The sequence below is a fragment of the Vreelandella halophytica genome (genome assembly GCF_968193635.1).
In genome coordinates this window covers 1323915-1343325 of record NZ_OZ309107.1, presented here as the reverse complement: position 1 = coordinate 1343325, position 19411 = coordinate 1323915, and the positions used below count along the sequence as shown (strand labels likewise).

21 protein-coding genes are annotated in these 19411 nt (G+C 61.5%); 10 read left to right on the top strand and 11 right to left on the bottom strand.

The window, feature by feature from the left end; genetic code table 11:
• Positions 1 to 14 precede the first annotated feature (14 nt).
• Complete coding sequence (locus ACWHXT_RS06335) at positions 15 to 476, top strand: DUF2231 domain-containing protein (RefSeq protein WP_447528373.1); 462 nt, start codon at positions 15 to 17, stop codon at positions 474 to 476.
• A 41-nt stretch (positions 477 to 517) separates the two neighbouring features.
• On the opposite strand, the gene ACWHXT_RS06330 is transcribed toward ACWHXT_RS06335, so the two are convergent.
• The 8 genes from ACWHXT_RS06330 to ACWHXT_RS06295 all read right to left on the bottom strand — a co-directional run bounded on the left by ACWHXT_RS06330 (position 518) and on the right by ACWHXT_RS06295 (position 6909).
• Positions 518 to 943 (bottom strand): CopD family protein, encoded by a 426-nt coding sequence (locus tag ACWHXT_RS06330; protein ID WP_447895649.1) that lies wholly within the window; start codon positions 941 to 943, stop codon positions 518 to 520.
• Between the two features lie 207 nt (positions 944 to 1150).
• A complete protein-coding gene (locus tag ACWHXT_RS06325) occupies positions 1151 to 1954 on the bottom strand; it encodes a DUF2797 domain-containing protein (protein WP_447958013.1) in 804 nt (267 codons plus the stop codon).
• Positions 1955 to 2000: 46 nt separating this feature from the next.
• Entirely contained in the window at positions 2001 to 2285 is a 285-nt protein-coding gene (locus tag ACWHXT_RS06320) for a YeaC family protein (RefSeq protein ID WP_447957639.1), read from the bottom strand.
• Positions 2286 to 2309: 24 nt separating this feature from the next.
• Positions 2310 to 3161, bottom strand: a complete 852-nt coding sequence (locus tag ACWHXT_RS06315; RefSeq protein ID WP_447928630.1) for a rhomboid family intramembrane serine protease — start codon at positions 3159 to 3161, stop codon at positions 2310 to 2312.
• A gap of 223 nt (positions 3162 to 3384) precedes the next feature.
• Entirely contained in the window at positions 3385 to 4359 is a 975-nt protein-coding gene (locus ACWHXT_RS06310; protein ID WP_447957638.1) for a metallophosphoesterase, read from the bottom strand.
• A complete protein-coding gene (locus tag ACWHXT_RS06305; RefSeq protein ID WP_447928628.1) occupies positions 4359 to 5288 on the bottom strand; it encodes an NAD(+) kinase in 930 nt (309 codons plus the stop codon). The genes ACWHXT_RS06310 and ACWHXT_RS06305 overlap by 1 nt, the downstream gene beginning before the upstream one ends.
• Before the next feature lie 70 nt (positions 5289 to 5358).
• Entirely contained in the window at positions 5359 to 6246 is an 888-nt protein-coding gene (locus tag ACWHXT_RS06300) for a carboxylate/amino acid/amine transporter (protein ID WP_447957637.1), read from the bottom strand.
• A gap of 78 nt (positions 6247 to 6324) precedes the next feature.
• Positions 6325 to 6909, bottom strand: coding sequence for a YqaE/Pmp3 family membrane protein (locus ACWHXT_RS06295; protein ID WP_447957636.1), 585 nt, complete (start codon positions 6907 to 6909; stop codon positions 6325 to 6327).
• A gap of 362 nt (positions 6910 to 7271) precedes the next feature.
• On the opposite strand from ACWHXT_RS06295, the gene ACWHXT_RS06290 reads away from it, so the two are divergent.
• The 5 genes from ACWHXT_RS06290 to ACWHXT_RS06270 all read left to right on the top strand — a co-directional run bounded on the left by ACWHXT_RS06290 (position 7272) and on the right by ACWHXT_RS06270 (position 14290).
• A complete protein-coding gene (locus tag ACWHXT_RS06290) occupies positions 7272 to 7631 on the top strand; it encodes a hypothetical protein (protein ID WP_447528365.1) in 360 nt (119 codons plus the stop codon).
• A 33-nt stretch (positions 7632 to 7664) separates the two neighbouring features.
• Positions 7665 to 8492, top strand: coding sequence for a helix-turn-helix domain-containing protein (locus ACWHXT_RS06285; protein WP_447957635.1), 828 nt, complete (start codon positions 7665 to 7667; stop codon positions 8490 to 8492).
• A gap of 156 nt (positions 8493 to 8648) precedes the next feature.
• The gene (gene putA, locus ACWHXT_RS06280; RefSeq protein WP_447957634.1) at positions 8649 to 11840 is read left to right on the top strand and encodes a bifunctional proline dehydrogenase/L-glutamate gamma-semialdehyde dehydrogenase PutA; all 3192 of its coding nucleotides are present in this window, start codon (positions 8649 to 8651) and stop codon (positions 11838 to 11840) included.
• Between the two features lie 150 nt (positions 11841 to 11990).
• Positions 11991 to 13481, top strand: coding sequence for a sodium/proline symporter PutP (putP, locus tag ACWHXT_RS06275; RefSeq protein WP_447928624.1), 1491 nt, complete (start codon positions 11991 to 11993; stop codon positions 13479 to 13481).
• Positions 13482 to 13651: 170 nt separating this feature from the next.
• On the top strand, positions 13652 to 14290 hold the full coding sequence (locus ACWHXT_RS06270) for an OmpW/AlkL family protein (RefSeq protein WP_447957633.1): 639 nt from the start codon (positions 13652 to 13654) through the stop codon (positions 14288 to 14290).
• Between the two features lie 87 nt (positions 14291 to 14377).
• Here ACWHXT_RS06270 and ACWHXT_RS06265 read toward each other — a convergent pair whose 3' ends face one another.
• Positions 14378 to 14710 (bottom strand): YqcC family protein, encoded by a 333-nt coding sequence (locus tag ACWHXT_RS06265; protein ID WP_447928622.1) that lies wholly within the window; start codon positions 14708 to 14710, stop codon positions 14378 to 14380.
• A 268-nt stretch (positions 14711 to 14978) separates the two neighbouring features.
• Between ACWHXT_RS06265 and ACWHXT_RS06260 the strand changes: the two genes are divergently transcribed.
• The 4 genes from ACWHXT_RS06260 (at position 14979) to ACWHXT_RS06245 (ending at position 18048) form a co-directional block, all read left to right on the top strand.
• Positions 14979 to 16013, top strand: a complete 1035-nt coding sequence (locus ACWHXT_RS06260; RefSeq protein WP_447957632.1) for a DUF3549 family protein — start codon at positions 14979 to 14981, stop codon at positions 16011 to 16013.
• A 100-nt stretch (positions 16014 to 16113) separates the two neighbouring features.
• Positions 16114 to 16554, top strand: a complete 441-nt coding sequence (locus ACWHXT_RS06255; protein WP_447928620.1) for an ATP-dependent zinc protease family protein — start codon at positions 16114 to 16116, stop codon at positions 16552 to 16554.
• A gap of 36 nt (positions 16555 to 16590) precedes the next feature.
• Positions 16591 to 17499 carry a 30S ribosomal protein S6--L-glutamate ligase gene (gene rimK / locus ACWHXT_RS06250; RefSeq protein ID WP_447928619.1) on the top strand — a complete coding sequence of 303 codons (909 nt, stop codon included), beginning with the start codon at positions 16591 to 16593 and terminating at the stop codon, positions 17497 to 17499.
• 102 nt (positions 17500 to 17601) lie between these two features.
• A complete protein-coding gene (locus tag ACWHXT_RS06245) occupies positions 17602 to 18048 on the top strand; it encodes a hypothetical protein (protein WP_447528356.1) in 447 nt (148 codons plus the stop codon).
• 8 nt (positions 18049 to 18056) lie between these two features.
• Here the strand turns inward: ACWHXT_RS06245 and ACWHXT_RS06240 are convergent, their stop codons facing one another.
• Together ACWHXT_RS06240 and sufT are read right to left on the bottom strand one after the other, a co-directional pair.
• The gene (locus ACWHXT_RS06240; RefSeq protein WP_447957631.1) at positions 18057 to 18821 is read right to left on the bottom strand and encodes a SanA/YdcF family protein; all 765 of its coding nucleotides are present in this window, start codon (positions 18819 to 18821) and stop codon (positions 18057 to 18059) included.
• Between the two features lie 17 nt (positions 18822 to 18838).
• Complete coding sequence (gene sufT / locus ACWHXT_RS06235; protein ID WP_447928617.1) at positions 18839 to 19408, bottom strand: putative Fe-S cluster assembly protein SufT; 570 nt, start codon at positions 19406 to 19408, stop codon at positions 18839 to 18841.
• Positions 19409 to 19411 lie beyond the last annotated feature (3 nt).

The window sequence follows — 19411 nt, the reverse complement described above, 5'->3', positions numbered from 1 at the left end:
CACAGGAAGTGTCCATGGCATCCACCCCTCAACGTTCGATAAGAAGCCGCGCCTCGTTAGCCGGGCATCCGCTCCATCCTGTCATGATCCATTTTCCGGTGGCGGCCTTGATGGCGCTGGTCGCCAATGATCTGGCTTACTGGTATACCGGCGATCCTTTCTGGGCGCGTACCGGCCTTTGGCTTGCCGGTGTGGGGGCCTTCGGCGGCTGGATCGCCTCGATTGCCGGTATCATCGACCTGGTGTCGGTGGCGCGTATCCGCCGCCTGATTACCGGCTGGAGCCACGCCATCGTCGCGGTCGTGATGCTGTCGCTTGCCTCGCTAAACTGGCTTTTGCGCCTCAACTCCCCGGAAGCCATTCTGCCTTGGGGGCTGGCGGTGTCGCTGGTTACCGGCGGTTTGATTGCGCTTGCCGGCTGGCTCGGCGGGCAACTCGTTTACGAACACGCCGTGGGCGTCGATGTCGAAGAGTAAACCACCGTGTGGCCCTTAATGCAGGCCGCCGCGCAGAAAGGCTAGCCCCACGCCAGGGGCTTGGCCAGCACGAACCCCAGTACGCCCACGATTCCCAGCACGCTGAGCAAAAGCCCTGCCAGCGTTGCCATTTTAACGCCGCTGTAAACGCCCATCTCCAGGCGCAGAATCAGCCAGCCAAAGGCGCCGTGGGCGGCAACCATCATGACCACCGCGCCCAGCTTCAAGATCAGCCAGCCGCCCATCAAACCGTGCACTAAAAACAGCAGCGTCCCCGAGCCGATCGCTAAAAGCGCCGCGGGGGTGGCAACGGTGTTATAGAAAAAGCGCGGCATTGGCGGCGTGCCCTGGGCGAACCCGGCATCTTTACGCAGCACCAGTGCCTGGTTGAGAAGCGCCGGAAGATACAAAAGCGAGCCGCACCAAATGACCAAGGCAGCAATGTGTAAGAGTTTTAACCAGGGCATCACGGCGTCCTTGCAATGCAAAAAAGCGCTTTTGAATACAAAAGCACGCAAACGTTGGAAATGAACCGGGTCCCTAAAAAGGGCCAAGCCAGCAAAGCGCTTCACCCTGACGGTGACGTCGCTACCAGCGTTCACGCCCCCCGCCTCTCAAGGGCCGGTCGGGCACGTGAAGACTCCCCTTACCTTAGCCAACTCCTGGCGAGCTGGCTAGCCTGGCCAGTCAACGCTGACGCGGTAACCCGTGAATTTGCGTAAATTAATTACGCCGGTGTCGAGTATCAGGTACTGACCTTTGACGCCGTGAAGCACGCCTTCGACCACCGGGGTCTTGTCGAGGTTGTGCGAGGCGATTTTTTGCGGAAAAACGTCGACCGGGTAGTGAATATCCAGCGGGGTTTCGTCGAGGGCCTTGATCGCCTCATCGCCATATTCCGCGCGTAGCGCGGCCAAGCCCTCTTCGACGGCCTCGAAAAGCCGGTCGCGCTCATGCAAAAGATTGAGCTCGGCAACCTCGCCCTTGAGCATGGCGCGCCAGTTGGTGCGATCCGAGACGTGCTCCTTGAAAAGCACTTCCACCAGCCCGGACTGCTGGCGGGTGGCGACTTCCAAAATGGGCAACGCCTGAATCGCCCCCTGGTCGATCCAGCGAGTCGGCATATTAGTCTTGCGGGTGATCCCCACCTTGAGCCCGGAGGAGTTGGCCAAATACACGATATGTGGGGTGAAGCAGTGCGCCTCGCCCCACTCGGGCTCCCGGCAGGTGCCCTGGAAGTAGTGGCAGGTCTCCGGCTTCATGATGCAGGTATCGCACTGCGCCAGGCGTTTGAAGCACGGATAGCAGTAGCCCTGGGCGAAGCTCTTGTTGGTTTTGCGCCCGCAGTGGGTGCAGTCGATTTGGCCCTGCCAGGTGAGGCGCAAGTGCTTACCAATATACGCGTTGAGCGCTAGATGCTGGCCGCCGGCGCGTAGCTGGTATTCCACGCGGTGTTCCGGCGACAGCGTGGCGGCCATTTTGACGAGGTTGCCGCCCATACCGGGTACTTCGGTGGCCAGCAGATCAGTCACTCGAAGCGTCCCGGCCAAGGCCCGCCATTTCCGGTGAAACGCCGGCGCCGGTTGCCCCGGCCCCGCAGGTGCGCCGCTCCAGATAGCCCACCCGATTCTCTTCCGGTACGTTGTTCTCGATCTCGAAGCGAATCACCGCCTCCAGACAGAGCTCGGTCTGCTCGGCGGTTAGAAAGCGCCCGTCCGGCCATTTACGCAGCGCCACCGCCTGCTTCAGGCTTTCATAAATGCTCGGGGTCATCTGACCGATCATGCGCTCAAAGCTCATATCACTCATAAAGGGCTCCAGTCTTGGTAAACGTTAACGCATCGATTTGGGGCGTTTGGCGCAATAGTACCAGCCTGTCGCCAGCCCCACGAGTAGCCCGCCCAGGTGCGCTTCATTGGCCACGTTGCCAAAGCCCAAATAGCCGGCAAACGAGGTCATGGTGAACACCATCCAGCCGAGCATGAACACGACCAGCATGTGGGGCACGAAAAAACCGCTTTGCGGGCGTTTGCGCGAGAGTAGCCAGACGTGGCCCAGCAGCGCGTACACCACGCCGGACATGCCGCCAAAAAGCGCCGTGCCGGTGGCGTACTGGGCCAGGTTCGAGCCGACACCCGCCACTAAAAGCAGCACCAGCATGGTTTTGCTGCCCTGTAAAAGCTCGACCTGGCGGCCGAAGTACCATACCCACATCAAGTTGAAAATTAGATGCATCAGGCTGAAGTGCAAAAACACCGGGGTCAAAAGCCGCCATAACTGGCCGGCGGCCAACGTCTCGCCAAGCCCCGAGGCCACCAGGGCGTTATTGACCACGCCCACGGGCACGATGGTGAGCCCGGTCAGTACCCCATCACCCAGGGTGTTCATCAGTAGAAACACCAGCAGGCTTAGCCCGATGATGAGGGCGGTAACGGGCAGCCGGCGCAAAAGGTTCAAGCCCTGGGTGGCCTGGCCACTTTGGGGGCGCGGCCCGACCACCAGGGGTTCGCCCTGCTGCCAGCGGCGCACAAGCGCGGTCAGCTCGTCTTTTTGGCGGGGGTCGGCCACCCAAAGCGCCAGGCCGTCGGCCTCTTCGGTGATCCGGTGGCCAATGCGGTAGTGCCAAAGCGCTTTGCGCAGCTCGCGGGTATCGGTGCCAGCGGGTAACAGCATAACAGGGTGCATAACACCTCCCTCGGGGTGAAACGGTCGATTGGGGCTGTCTGCTCTGCGCGGTGACTTTTATACAGGCATAAAAAAACCGGCGGAGGGGGCCGCCGGCTTAAAGCAAGGGATCATTCAAGGGAACACTTACTCTGATAGCCGGCAGCGGGGTTAGTTCAGCAATTTTTTCAAAAAAAGATGTTTCTCTATGTATCCGTGAATAACGTGAATTAAAAAGCGGCGCCTAACGCATTAAAACGGGGCGGTTCTCTTCCCGGTCGACGTCCACCCATACGAAGCGGTCGGCGCTTAATTCCCGCTCGCCATCGAACCGGTAGGCCACTAACCGCCCGTACTTTACGGCGCTGTAGTCCAGGCAGGCGATATTGCGCGCCGGCAGCGCCGGAATGCCCTCGCACCAGTAGTGGCCGATAAACAGCACCGGCTCGTCCGGGCCGTAATAGCTCAACCCCGCGTGCTCTTGCTCGCTGAGCGGGCGGGTCTCCAGGTGGTCCGGCAGGTTGTCCGGCTGGAACACGACGTCGCCCCACTGTTGGGGGTCGGCCGCCCAGAAGTGGGCGCGAAAATTCTTGCGCGTGAAGCCGTCGCCGGAGTGAATGGCGACCCCTTCGGGCAGGGAAATATTCGGTCCGCGGGTCAGCCGGTCGACGATCTGAAACGCCTCGGTGGAGGGGTCCGCGGACTCCTCGAGCATTCGATCATCCAGGCAGGCGTTGGGCGAGCGCGCCTTGAGTGCCTCGATCAACGGCGCATCCCAGCAGGCGTGAACCACGCGAAAGCCGTCCATTTCCAAAAACAGCGGCAGGGTCTTGAACCAGGCGAGCGTATCTTCCCATTCATTGGTATGGTCGCGGTACTGATCCAGGGTGTCGGCGATGATGCGGTTGTGGCGCGGCGAGTGCTCTCTGAGCCAGCGCCGGCCGCTGCCTTCCGGCGCCGGTTGCGTGTAGGCCAGGGCGTGATGTTCGTGATTGCCCATTACGATGTACGCCTGGCCCTCGTCGACCATGCGCCGCGCGATCTGCACGGCCAAGCGGATGCGCGGGCCCCGGTCGATCAGGTCGCCCAGAAAGATCACCTTGCGCGTGGGGTGGCAATAAACACCCTCGCGCTTTTTATAGCCAAGCTTTTCGAGCAGCGCGGCCAGCGTAGCGCCGCAGCCGTGTACGTCGCCGATCAAATCAAAACCGTTACTCATCAATCCCCCAGCCGGTGGCTCCAGCCCAGCTTGCTGCGCAGAATGTCGTAGTAGTTGTGCCCTAGCGGATGAACCAGCTGGACGCGAGCAGGCTTGCGGGTAATCACTAATACGTCGCCGGCCTTGGCCACCGCGCGGGTCTGGCCGTCGCAGCTGACGTGCGGGTAGGAGTGGTTGGTTTCGCCGATATGAATACGGATTTCACTGGCCGCGTCGATCACGATCGGCCGGCTGGAAAGCGTATGGGGAAACATGGGCACCAGGGTGATGACATCGAGCTTGGGATGCATGATCGGCCCACCCCCGGAGAGCGCGTAGGCGGTCGAGCCGGTGGGTGTGGCGACGATCAGTCCATCGCTTCGTTGGCTATAGACGAACTGGCCGTCGACGAAAAGCTCGAACTCGATCATGCGCACCGCTTTACCCGGGTGCACCACTACCTCGTTGAGCGCATCGCCATGCCCTACCGCTACGCCGTCGCGATAAAGCACGGCGTCGAGTAAAAAGCGCTGTTCGACCTCGAACTCCCCCGCCAGTACTTCCCCCACTCGGGTCTCGAGTTCATCCGGTGAGATATCGGTCAAAAACCCCAGCCGCCCGCGGTTGACGCCCAGGATAAGCGTGCCGCTTTGGCAAAGCGTACGCGCCGCGCCAAGAAGACTGCCGTCGCCGCCCACCACGATCACCAGATCGCAAAGCTCGCCGAGCATTCGGCGGCTGGTTTCGGGCTGGCCATGATAGGGGATCATGGTCGCAGTGCGGTCTTCGACCAGCACATGATAGTCGTGGCCGGTCAGGTACTCGACCAGCCGGGTGAGCGAGTCGATGACCTTGTCGCTACCCAGCCGACCGATCAAGCCGATCGTTTTGAACGGCCGGTCACTCGCGGTGCTGGGCGTGGCGGACGTAGAGGGTGGCGTAGCGGGCATGGGCGGCTCTCACTGTTGTCAGTCGCCCATTATGAAGCTCCCCTGGCACGCGGGCAAATCCGCCCGCCGCTTAACGGTGCAGTAAAGGCCTGGAAACGCTGCGCGGGCGGCGCTTGAGCCACCACTGGTTGAGCCAAAGCGAGGCCAGGATGATCGATCCGCCGAGCGCCAGGCGACCAAGGTCCGCGTCCCGGTTCCAAATCACCACGTTGACCAAAAGCCCCGCGGGCACCAGCACGTTGTTCATTACCGCCAGAGTTCCCGCATCGACCTGGGTGGCGCCCTGGTTCCAGGCGAAGTAGCCCACCCCCGAGGAGAGCAGCCCAAGCAGGGCCAGCACGCCCCACTGGGTGGACGTAGTGGGCAGCGCCTGGGCATCGCCCATCAGCAAGAACGCGGGCAGCGCGATGATCAGCGCGCCGACGAAGAACCAGCCGAACACGTTGTGCCAGGCCAAATCATCGGCGTAACCCGCGGCCAGCCGACGATACCCCACCTGACCGATGGCGAAGCAGAGATTCGCCCCCTGCACGACCAGAAAGCCGAGCCAGAAGCCGCTGTTCACGCCGTCGAAACGGATCACCGCCGCGCCGATGACCGCGAGTACCGCGGTGACCAGATAGATCGGGGTAAAGCGCTTGAACATCAGATCGTCGAGCAGCGCGATGTAAACCGGCGTGAAGATGGTGAACAGCACCACCTCCGGCACCGACAGCACCAGGTAGGCGTGGTATACGAAAAGGTACATGATACCGAGTTGAACCGCCCCCAGTGCCATAAGCGCGGCGATATCGCGCTTTTTCAACAACCCCGGGCGTAAAAACGGCAAGAACACTAAAAGCGCGAGCGTAATGCGCACCAGCACCGCGAAGTAGTTATCCACCTGCCCCGCGATATAAACGCCGATCAGCGAAAACGAAAACGCCCAGAGCGCGGTAACCCCCACCAGATAACCCATAGTCAACCTCTTTGGATTTAAAAGTTGACTGGATTATACGAAGATCCCCGCGAAGGTAAACCTTTAACTAAAACAAGGTTAACGGCGAAGCACCCACACGAGCGCGTAAAGGGCGCCAGGCACCCAACCCAACAGCGTCAGCACCAGCGCAATGAATACTCGCTTGCCCCCTGCCCCGGTCAACCCGACGCCCAGCGGCGGTAACAACACCGCCAGCGCCGCGTAAGCGGCCTTGAGCGCGGCGGGCTCGCCCGCCTGGGGGGTGACCGCCAGGTTGTTGGGCTTTGGCGGCTGCTCCGGCGCGGGTTGTGCAGCGGGCTGGGGCGTATCGGGAGTAAAGTGCTCGACCGGGGCCGGCTGAGAGGCGGCGTCGGGGCTAAACTGCTCGACGGGGTCGTTTTGCTCCTGCGCCTGGCGGCGCTCGCGCTCGAGTGCTTTGCGATGCGCCTCTTTATCGATTTTCTGCTCGAGGGTACCGGCGTCGTCAGCCAGCTCATCGTGGTAGCGCTCCCAGTCTTCCCAGTCGTGGGGCGTGCCGGATTTTGGCCGCGCGTCGCCGGAACCCCGGGCGCGGGCCCAGGCTTTTTCTTCGAGCGTATTGGGCCGGTCGGGCTCGCGCTCCGCGCCAACGCCTTTACGGTTCAAATATTCGCGGGCATCCATAAACGGCTCCTCGAGTTTAAACGCCCAGGTTTACCCTGAACGCTTAAACGCTATAGTGGTACGTGAGGCCCTTTATCATGCGGGCACTGACCCAAGAGTCAAACCGGGCCGCGCGTTCAGTGCAGCCCGGTAGAAATATCAGTAGTATAGGCAAGCCAAAAAAAACCGCTGCCAGAAGGCAGCGGAAGCAAGGGATCGAAAAAGAAGCCAGTGCAACACTTCTAGCGACTGCTATCGCGTGTTGCCTGTACATTCTCTGACACTAAATTGGCAAAAAGTTCTCAATCGAACGACGTTTTCGCTATTTTTTCTGCTTTTAGGCAGGTAATAGCCAAACGCATAGAGCGGGCAAGGAGCACAACATGGCGCTGTATTTACTGGTGCTTGGTGTTTGTCTACTGGTGATCGGCTCGGTGCTGGTCATTTTGATGACGACGAGCACACCGCGCTATCGCACCGAGCCCAAGCACCTGCTGGCCCTTTTTGACAAGGCGCTCGAAAGCAAGGTCAGCGAGACCGAGTGGAACGCCATGATCGGCTACCCGATTCGCCACGACGAGTACCTGGACGGCGTACGCCGCCGGGCGTCACAGCTGATGGATCAATACGGGCGTCGCTGGCAAATCGCCCAGGGCAAGCCGCTACTCAACCAGGCCGGCCAGCAAGAGCTAAAAGCGCTGCGCGACCATTTGGCTGCGCACACGGCGCTTCGCCAGCAGTAAGGCGTTCAAAGCGCCTTTTAAGAGGAGCCGCCCATGCTGAGCACCATCCGCCAGATTCCTCTGGAGAGCGCGGTCAAGCATCACGCCCACGACTTCCACCAGATCGTGATTACGCTGTGCGGCGCATCGGACTTCGAAATCGAAGGGCTGGGGGGCCGGGTCAACGCGTTCTCCGGCTGTATCGTCCCGGCTAACCACGAGCACTACTATTCCGGCCACGGCTACAACCGCCAGCTCATTTTCGATCTACCGGAGAACGCCCCGGCGTTGACCGGCGAGCATCGCGAGCTGATCGCGCTTTTCGATGCGCCGCGCTTTTTCGCCCTCGATGGCTCGCTGCGCCACTACCTGAGCTTCGTCGAGAGCGAGCTGCGCCTGGGCTTCGAGCACGGCGGCGCCGACCACCAGCCCGACCGGCTAGCCGCGACCCTGCTGGGCGCCTTGAAAGCACGCCTCTCCTCGCCGCTGCCCTCGCCCAAGCGCCAGCTCGACCTGGAACCCATCGACCGCTATATCGCCATCCGCCTGGCCGACGAGCTGCGCGTTGCGGATCTTGCCCGCCTGGCCTGCCTTAGCGAGGCGCACTTCTCCTCGCGCTTTCGCGCCCAGACCGGGCTTTCCCCCTGGCAGTACGTGCGGCGTAAGCGGCTGAGCGCGGCGCGCGAGCTGATTGCTCAAAGCCGCCTGCCGCTGACCGATATCGCGGTGCAAACCGGCTTTGCCAACCAAAGCGCGCTCTCTCACGCCTTCCGGCGCCGCTACGGGCAATCACCCCGCGCGTTCAGGCAGGTGCGTGAAAACGCGCTAGGGTTCGACACCGCCGCGGGGGATCGAGGCGGCACCGGGCGAGTTCACCTTTAAGTAACGTGTGGAAAGTGACAAAAAGCCGCGCTTACCGCGAAATTGACACGTTTTACCGCGATACCGACATACACCCATTCGTTAGGCGCTCTACATTCGAGCGCTATCAGGCACGCGCCGTGCCATCTTTCGTTCTCTTGGAACACGGGGGCCACAATGCTCAACGCCAAAAAAATGCGCGACTCCAACGTCTGGCAAACCGATCTCGATGCGCTTTTGAAAACCGTCAGCGACCACTATATCGTCGATGAAGACGCCTACGTGGCTGAACTGATCAAGGTGCTCGACGCCGGGCGCGAGGACTTCGACCGCATTGGCGAAAAGACCGCCGAGCTTGTGCGCGACGTGCGCAAGATGGATACCGCCGTCGATACCATCGACGAGCTTTTGCAGCAGTACAGCCTGGACACCCACGAAGGCCTGATGCTGATGTGCCTGGCCGAGGCGATGCTGCGCATCCCCGATAAAGCGACGGCGGACGCGCTGATCGAAGACAAACTGGGCCCGGCGGACTGGCAGTCCCACGTCGGCAAAAGCGAATCCTGGATGGTCAACGCCTCCACCTGGGGCCTTTTGATGACCGGCCGGGTGCTCAAGCTCGACGAGCCGCGCGAAGGCCAACCCGCAAACTTCATCAACCGCATGGTCAATCGGATGGGCGAGCCGGTGATTCGCCGCGCCATGTTCGAGGCGATGAAGATCATGGGCAAGCAGTTCGTGTTGGGGCGTGATATCGACGAGGCGCTCAAGCGCTCGAAGCCGCTTTTCAACAAGGGCTACACCTACTCCTACGACATGCTGGGCGAGGCGGCGCGCACCCGTGACGACGCCAAGCGCTACTTCGACGACTACGCCAAAGCCATCGAGCAGGTCGGCAAGACGTCACAGCGTTTGAACGAGCGCACGCCCAAGCCATCGGTCTCGATCAAGCTTTCCGCCCTTCACCCCCGCTACGAATTCGGCCGCCGCGAGCAGGTGCTCGCCGAGCTCGTCGATAGCGTCATCGCGCTCGTCACACGGGCCCGGGAGCTGGACGTCGCGGTGACCATCGATGCCGAAGAGGTCGACCGTCTCGAGCTTTCACTCGAGGTTTTCCGCGCCGTATTCGAGAGCAGCGCCGCCAAGGGCTGGGGCCACTTCGGCCTGGTGGTGCAGGCTTACTCCAAGCGCGCGCTGCCGGTGCTTTACTACATCAACCGGCTGGCCGACCAGCAAGGCGACGAGATTCCGCTTCGCCTGGTCAAGGGCGCCTATTGGGACAGCGAAATCAAGGAGTCCCAGCAGCTCGGCGTAGACGGCTACCCGGTGTATACCCGCAAGGCATGTACCGACGTGGCGTATCTGGCCTGCGCGCAGTTCCTGCTTTCCGAGGACACTCGCGGGCGCATTTTCCCGCAGTTCGCCACCCATAACGCGCATACCGTGACCACCATCGTCGAGCTTGCCAACAGCGCCAGCCGACCCTTCGAATTCCAGCGCCTGCACGGCATGGGCGAGGCCCTTTACGAGGCCGCCTTGAAGCGCGCCCCCGAGGGCACTTACTGTCGCATCTACGCGCCGGTCGGCGCACACAAGGACTTGCTCCCCTACCTTGTGCGCCGCCTGCTCGAAAACGGCGCCAACTCGTCCTTCGTTCACCAATTGGTCGACCCGGACGTGCCGGTGGAGTGGCTTTGCCAGCACCCGGTCGAAACGCTGAAGCAGTACAACACCCTGACCAATACGCGTATTCCCGCGCCGCGGGACATTTACGGGCCCAAGCGCAAGAACTCTCGGGGCGTGAACCTGAATATCCGCAGCCATTTCGAACCGCTGATGGAGAACATGGCCGCCTTTATGGAGACCCAGTACCCGGTCAAGCCGCTGCTGGCCTTCGACATCGAAGACGACGCGGCCAATACGCACAAGGTCGCCGCGCCGTTTGATCACAACCTGAGCGTGGGCACGGTTCAGTGGACCACTAGCGAACAGGCCACGAAAGCGCTCGACGCCGCCTGGGCGGCCTTCCCCCGCTGGGATGACACGCCGGTGGCCGAGCGCGCCGCGATTCTGCGCCGCCTGGCGGATCTCATGGAAGCGCACATGCCGGAGCTCATGACGCTTTGTTGCCGTGAGGGCGGCAAGCTTCTAACCGACGGCGTCGACGAGATCAAGGAGGCGGTGGACTTCTGCCGCTACTACGCGATGCGTGCCGAAGAGTCGTTTGGCGATGTGATCGAACTGCCCGGGCCGACCGGCGAATCCAACCGTTTGATCATGGGCGGTAAGGGCGTATTCGCCGCTATCAGCCCCTGGAACTTCCCGGTGGCGATCTTCTGCGGCCAGATCGTCGCCACAGCCGTGGCGGGCAACACGGTATTGGCCAAGCCCGCCGAGCAGACCTCGATTATCGCCCACCGCGTGATCGAGCTGCTTTATGAAGCCGGCATGCCTCGCGATGTGGTCCAACTGCTGCCCGGCGACGGCCCTACCGTGGGCAGCGTGCTGACCTCGGACCCGCGCGTGACCGGCGTGGTGTTTACCGGCGGCACGGACACCGCGCAGTCGATCAACCGCTCTCTGGCCGCGCGGGAAAACGCCCCGCTGCCGACCCTGATTGCCGAAACCGGCGGGCTGAACGCGATGATCGTGGATTCCACCGCCCTGCCCGAGCAGGTCGTGGTCGATGTGATCCAGTCGGCCTTTCAAAGCGCCGGCCAGCGCTGTTCGGCGCTGAGAGTGCTCTACCTGCAAGACGATGTCGCCGACCGGGTGATCGAGATTCTCAAGGGCGCGATGAGCGAGCTAAGGATAGGCGACCCGCGGGAGCTGGGTACTGATGTTGGCCCGGTGATCGATGAGGACGCCCGTAGCGGCTTGATGGAACACATCCAGAAGCTCAAAGACGAAAATCGCCTGGTCGCCGAGACGCCCATGGCCGCCGAGCACACGCAACACGGCACCTTCGTGGCGCCGGTCGCCTTCGTCATCGACAGCATCGATGCGCTCACCCGCGAGCAGTTCGGCCCGGTGCTGCACATCGTGCGCTACAAGGCCCGGGACATCGACAAGGTGATCGAGACGATCAACGCGCGGGGCTACGGGCTCACTTTTGGCGTGCATAGCCGTAACGAATCCTTCGCCACGGAGATCGCGAAGAAAATTCGGGTGGGCAATGTGTACATCAATCGTAATATCATTGGCGCCGTGGTCGGCGTACAGCCCTTTGGCGGGCAGGGTTTTTCCGGCACCGGGCCCAAGGCAGGTGGCCCACACTACCTGCAGCGCTTCGTGACGGAAAAAACCGTGACCAACAACACGGCGGCACTGGGCGGCAACGCCTCGCTGCTCGCCCTGGGCGACGAATAAGCACCCGGCTTCTTCGAACGACGGGCTCGAAACCCTGGCGCTCATCCCCCCTCTTTTTTTTGGGGGGGGTGACGTCAACTTACATCAACGTGTTGCTAACAATAACGAGCAGTGTCGGAGCCTTCCGATTGGATCAACAGGGGAAATTCTATGGATACTGGCGTTTGGATCAGTCTTTTCGCGTACTTTGCGCTGATGGTCGGCATAGGGGTCTATGCCATGCGCACCTCGACCTCCACCTCGGAGGATTACGTACTGGGCGGGCGAACCTTGAGTCCCAAGGTGGCCGCCCTTTCCGCCGGCGCCTCGGACATGAGCGGCTGGCTACTGTTGGGCCTGCCCGGGGCCATGTTCGTGTCCGGGTTGGCGTCGGCCTGGATCGGTATCGGCCTGCTAGTCGGGGCCTTTTTCAACTGGCTGCTGGTCGCCCCGCGCCTGCGTGAACAGACGGTGCATTACGGCAACGCCATTACCATTCCGGCCTTTCTGGCCAACCGCTTTCCCACCCGGGCATTGTCGCTAAGAACCGTGTCGGCCATCGTCATCGTGATCTTCTTTGCGGTGTACACGGCGTCCGGTTTGGTCGCGGGCGGGCGGCTTTTCGAAAGCGCTTTCGCTGGAGTCATCGAGTTTGGCGGGTTCAGCGACTACGGCACCGGCATCATTATTACCCTCGGCGTGGTGCTGGTCTATACCGTGGTCGGCGGCTTTTTGGCGGTCAGCCTGACCGACTTCGTTCAGGGCTGCATCATGATGCTGGCACTGATCATCATGCCGGCGGTGGTACTTTTCGGCGAAGGCGGCGGCGGCTTCACCCAGGCCTCGCAAACCCTGAACGAGGTGGACCCCACTTTGCTCTCCTGGACCGACGGTCTGACCTTCATTGGTTGGCTTTCGGCGGTGACCTGGGGGCTTGGCTACTTCGGTCAGCCGCACATCATCGTACGCTTCATGGCGATTCGCAGCCTCAAGGACGTGCCCATCGCGCGCAATATCGGCATGAGCTGGATGCTGGTCTCCATGATCGGGGCCGTTTCACTGGGTATTTTCGGCCGCGCCTTCGCGATCCGTAATGGCCTGGAGGTCGAAAACCCCGAGACGATCTTCATCATCCTCTCGGAGCTTTTGTTCCACCCGCTGATTACCGGCTTTTTGTATGCCGCGCTATTGGCGGCGGTGATGAGTACCATCTCCAGCCAGCTGCTGGTCGCCTCGTCGTCGCTGACCGAGGACTTCTACCGGCTGTTTTTGAACCGCAACGCCTCGGAGAAGCAGACCGTCACCGTGGGCCGTATAAGCGTGGCCCTGGTGGGGATCGTAGCCGCCATCATCGCCTCCAATCCGGAATCCCAGGTGTTGGGGCTCGTCAGTAACGCCTGGGCCGGTTTCGGCGCGGCGTTCGGCCCGTTGATTTTGCTTTCGCTGATGTGGTCGCGCACCAACGGCGCCGGTGCCATTGCCGGCATGGTGGTCGGTGCGCTCACCGTCATGCTCTGGATCAGCCTGGGCTTTAACGGCGAATTTTTGGGTGGTCCCGGCATTTACGAGATCATTCCCGGCTTCATTGCCTCGTTCATCGCCATCATGGTGGTGAGCAGCATGACCGCGGATGCCGGTGAATACCGTCATATCGACCGGTAAACGTTGCCTGATCGTTCCAAGGCCACCTTCGGGTGGCCTTTTTTATGCGCGTTTTCAATACTCTTGCGCTGAGTCAAAAACCCGCCCGCGCCAACGCGATACGCTCTGCTAACGGTTTCAAGGTTACTTTCTCAAAGCCGAGCGTCACGTTATCCACAAGGAGCAGCGCCATGGGTCGTCTCACTTTTACTACTCTCGTCACCGCTGGCCTCGCGGCGGCCACTTTCGCCGCCAGCGGTCAGGCTTTCGCTTATGGCCAGGGTGACTTCTTCACCCGCGCCGGTATCGCCAAAGTATCGCCCAAAAGCGGCAACGGTACGCTGGACACCGCCCTTGGCGATCTCAAGGTCGATGTCGAAGACAAGTCAGATTTCGCTTTCACCCTGGGGTATCGCTTTCACGACAAGTTTGGCGTGGAGCTACTCGCCGCGCTGCCCTTCAAGCATGATATCCGCTTGAACGGCGACAACATCGCCTCTACCAAGCACCTGCCCCCGACGCTGACGCTTCAGTACTACCCGCTGGGCGGCACGGAGTCACCGGTTCAGCCCTACGTAGGCGCCGGGGTCAACTACACCCGTTTCTCCAGTGAGCAGGTCGATATCGACGGCGTTAGCCTGGACCTGGACAACACCTGGGGCGCGGCGGGTCAGGCAGGCATCGACCTGCTGGTCGACGACCACTGGTCGCTGAACGCCGCGGTCTGGTATCTGGATATCGACAGCGACGCAACCGTTGCAGGAAGCGCCGCGGGCAGCGTCGAGATCGACCCGGTGGTGGTCATGGCCGGTATTGGCTACCGTTTCTAAACCGCCGCTTGGTGCATATAACATGTATGCATAAAAAGGCCCGGTGCTCTTGCGAGCCCGGGCCTTTTACATGCCGCATCTTCAAGATCAGCCTTCGGTGACCAGTTTATCCACACGTTCGACGGCTCGAACCACCAGCAACTGGTCGCTGGCGCGGGTTTTTTCCTGCTGCAAATAAGCGGCGACCGCCGGGGCAACCTCGCACTTGGCAGGCATCGCCGCCTTGGCCTCGATCATCGTATCGAGCTTGGGAATAAACACGAAGCGCAGCCACTGGGCCAGCGACATGGTATCGACGCAAAAAGGCTGTTGGCTTTCAAAGGCCTTCGCATCGGGGGTGGGCATACGCCAAAGCTCGGCCGCTTTCATCGCGGCTTCGAGCTCACGCAGCGCCTGGTGTAGCGACTGATGAACGCTCATAAGCTCCTGGGGAGTCGGTGCATGGATAGCGCATTATCCCTTTTATGGGGACAACTTGCCATGACCCGAGCGCCCTGCGCCGCACCAATCGAGTTACTCACAGATTCACAGAAAACCTGCAAGAGACTGTGGATAAACTATGGAAAGGTGACGCAGAGCCACCCCCCATGGGCCTCTGGCAATGTTGCTTAATTTTTAACCGGTAAACTCGGGCTGACACTGCGCGCCGGTCGAGGTAGAGTGCAGGCCTGCGCAAGGGAAGGAATAAATGCAAGCACTCTATACACTCGACGAGTTCTTTGAGCGAAGCGGTGCCGACGTATCGTTTTACCATATGGGCCGGCGCGTAGCGCCCTGCGCCAGGCAAACATTGGCGAGCTTCGAACGCGGCGAAACGCCCTGGCCGGAGCCCTGGCAAGGCCAGGCGCGCATTGGCGTCGTGTTTCGCATCGGCGATATGGTCGAACCCGCGATCTGGTTTTTGGCACTACCGCTCGACGAGCAAGGCTTGCTCTCTCCCGCCTCTCGCGATGGCTTTTTGAACCGGCTCGTGGAAACGCTGGGGCGCAACGTAAGCACCCTCGGCCAAGAGGACCCGAGCGGCGAGCATTTCATGAAGGATAACCCGCTCGCGTTCACCCCGAGCCTGCCCTTTCAGGCGGTGCTCAACGCCCAAGCACGCTGTGCACTGGGATTTGCCGCGAGCCAACACCTGGAGCCCGTAGAAGCCTACTTGAGCGGTCAGCAAACAATTGATTGGCAAGCGTTAGGTCTACAGGGCATTGCCGACTACACTGTGCGAAGCGACAGCGAATCCCGCCACCTTCTGGCACGGGCCATCAGCGAGCAGCGCCTGGAAGACGAAGTCATTCGTGCGCTGTGCCTTTGCCTTGAGCACTGCGCGCCCGACGACGCACTGGTCAAGGCGCTGGCCGCTAAAGGCGAGCAGGCGGCCAACGCAGGCGACATCGAAACCCTGTGCGCCTGCGTGCGAGCAGTGGGCGGTAGCGAAAGCCAAGGCGTGGGCGAATGGTACAAGGCGCTGCTCGAAGATAGCGCCGCCTGCGGGCCGGATCTACTGGCCGCCATCGCCGGGCGCGGTTGGGCATGGCTTGAAGACGCCGAGCGCTTGCCGCTCTTTCTAGAGCGCCTGGCTGAACACCCCAATACTAATTTTACCGCTGCGGTGCGCGATATCGCGCTGATCCCCAGGCTAAGACTTTTGGTCGTGATGACGCTGCGCGACGCCCCGGCAGACAGCGCCATTCAATCGCGGCTGGCGAATATCACCTCTCGCCACTAACGTTAAGAACAGACAGAGATTTTCGTATAGATACCGAGGCGTTGGGTCGCTCAACGCCCGGCTTGGATCGCGGCCCTCGGGCACGTGTTAAGGAGCAGCCGTGAAGGAACTACCCTATCAGGCCAAAGCCGTCATCGGGCGTCGGGAAATGGTGACGCTTCCTGAGCTTGGGCTTCATCTTTGCTGTAAAGCCGATACCGGCGCGCGCACCTCGGCGCTTCATGCCGAAGAGATCGCCACCGAAGAGGACGCCGAAGGCCAACTCTGGATCAGCTTCATTACCCATAGTAGCGGCCCCAACACCCCGGGGCACCGCTATAAGCTTCACCTGCACGACCGGCGGCGCGTGACCAGCTCCAACGGGCACAGCGAATGGCGCTACGTGATTCGCACCCCCGTTTTGCTTGGCGATCTCGACTTTACCGTCGAGCTCACGCTGACCGACCGAAGCAATATGCGCCACCCCATGCTGCTGGGCCGTCGGGCCATGCGGCGCCTGCTGGTCGCCCCAGGCGCTGCCTTTTTGCACGGCGAACCCTGAACCTGCAAACGTACCTATCCTGATCCGGAGTACCCTATGCATATTGCTCTGCTTTCGCGTAATCGCAATCTCTACTCGACCCGCCGCCTGGTCGAAGCCGCCGAAGCGCGCGGCCACTCCGCCCGCGTCGTCGACACGCTGCGCTGCTACATGAGCATCGCCGCCCACCACCCGTCGATTCACTACAAGGGTGCCGAGATCGAACGCTTCGACGCGGTCATTCCGCGTATCGGTGCGTCGGTCACCTTCTACGGCTGTGCGGTACTGCGCCAGTTCGAGATGATGGGCACCTACGTGATCAACGACTCGGTGGCGATCACCCGCTCCCGGGACAAGCTGCGCTCGCTGCAGCTGCTCTCACGCAAGGGGCTGGGCCTGCCGATCACCGGCTTCGCCCACTCGCCGGACGACATCCCCGATTTGATCACCATGGTCAAAGGTGCGCCGCTGGTGATCAAACTGCTCGAGGGCACCCAGGGCATCGGCGTGGTACTGGCCGAGACCAACCAGGCTGCGGAGTCGGTGATTCAGGCCTTCATGGGCATGAAAGCCAATATCATGGTTCAGGAGTACATCAAAGAGGCCAGGGGCGCGGATATCCGCTGCTTTGTCATCGGCGATAAGGTCGTGGCCACCATGAAGCGCCAAGCCGCGGAAGGCGAGTTTCGCTCCAATCTGCACCGGGGCGGTACGGCCAGCGTCATTCGTATCACCCCGGAAGAGCGCTCGACGGCGATTCGCGCCGCCAAGGCGATGGGCCTTCACGTGGCCGGCGTAGACCTTCTGCGCGCCAACCACGGCCCGGTGATCATGGAAGTCAACTCGTCCCCCGGCCTGCAGGGGATCGAAACCGCCACGGGCAAGGACATTGCCGGCATGATCATCGAGCACATCGAGAAAAACGCGACGCCGCCGCGCAAAGCGCCCCCCAAGCCTAAAGGCTAGGGGTCGAGGCCCTGGGCCCCGCGCTAAAAATAATCCGTTTGAGGGGTGGCAAAACCCGGCCGCCCCCGCCACAATTTGCGTCACCGAAGGAGGTAGACGCTCATGTTTCTTGATAATCGCCAGGTGGCGATGGACAGCGTGCTCGAAGCGCTGGCCGACAGTATTGACTATTTCCAGGATAACCTTGAGCGCCTGCGCCCCTCGCTGCGCGACGCTTTGAAGCCCTACTACGCCGCCCGACTCAAGCAGATGCGTTCCTTGCAGTCTTTGGCGCGTAGCCAGCTTAAAATGCTCCCCCGGGACGCCGACGTCGAGCGTGACGATTTCCTGTGGCTCTGGAGTCGCTTGAAAAGCTTTGTGGGTAACGACAGCCAGGTGCTGATCAACGAGCTTCTGGAGCAGGAGCGCGTGCTGATGCAGGCGCTCTCGACGCTGTTTACTCATCCGCTGCCCGAAGCAATCGAACCAGTGATCGATGAGGCCATGAAGGCATGCCGTCAGCTGATCCGCGAACTCTATAACCTGCAAAAACAGCGCGCCAAGCGCTAGCGCCGCCGCTATTCGCTGCCCTCGCCAAGTGGCGACGGCGAGACCGGCATCAGCTCGGCGGGAAGATGGTAAATGAGCGGTAAGACGGCATTTGAAGCAGGCGCATCCCGTTGGGTCTCGATCGGCTCGGTCGGCCCGAGAAAATAGGGCTCGCGCCCCCAGAGATAGAGATCCCCAAGCGTTGCCACCCGCGCCGCCACTTCACGCAGGTGCAAGCGCCACTCGCCCGCCGCCGGCTGCTGCTCGGCCACGCAACCGGTCACGTCCATCCCCAGGGAGCGGCCGATATAAATGGCGCGCGGAAGGTGCCAGCTCTGGGTCACCAGCAGCGCCTGGTCGAGCTCGAACACATCGCGGGCGCGCACCAGGGTGTCGTAGGTGCTGAAACCGGCAAAGTCCAGCGTCATGCGGGTAGAGGCTACGCCGCGGCGGTGCAGCTCGCGCCACATGGCGCGGGGCTCGTTATACGCCTGGGTGCGGTTATCGCCGGAGAGCAGCAGATGGTTCACCATCGCCCGCTCGATTAGCTCGGCGGAGGTCCGCATACGCGCGTGGAAGTGCGGGTTTCGCAGCCCGCTGCGGGTCCAGTGGGAGGTGCCGAATACGATGGCGACCTCATCGGGCCGGCACTGCTCCAAAGGCCGGTCGATAAAGCGGGCGGTGCTTGCCAGCACCCAAACATTACCGGCTAAAAACACCAATGCCGCCAGCAGCGCAAAGGCCACCAGCGACACCAATACCCATCGAATCGCCCGAATCAAAATACTAAACATCCAGCGCCTCGGCCGGGTTAGAACATGCCGAGCTCAAGCTTGGCCTCGTCACTCATCATGTCCCGACTCCAGGGCGGGCTAAACACGATTTCCGTATGTACCTTGCCGATCTGCGGCGCGCCTAGAATCTTGTTGCGCGCGTCGGCGGCGATCACATCGCCCATACCGCAGCCAGGTGCGGTCAATGTCATGCGAATCGTCACCATGCGCTCGCCGCTGATCAGCTGGTCGATTCGACAGCCGTACACCAGGCCCAAATCGACGATGTTGACCGGGATTTCCGGATCAAAACAGGTCCTGAGCTGCTCCCACACGAAGGCCTCGATATCCGCTTCGCTGGCGGACTCGGGAAGCGTCGGGGTAGGTAGCGACTCGAGCCCCAGCGCGTCCAGGTGACGGCCTTCGATCAGATAAAGGCGCCCCTCGAAGCCCACGCTGACGGTACTGCCCTTGGCCTGCATGATGCTGACCACGCTGTCCTCGGCCAGCGTTTCTGTGCTACCAAACGGAATCGCGATCGCCTCGACGTCGCGCTGAAGCGGCAGTTGCTGGCCGCGGGTGAGACTTGCCACCTGCTCGATATCCATAAA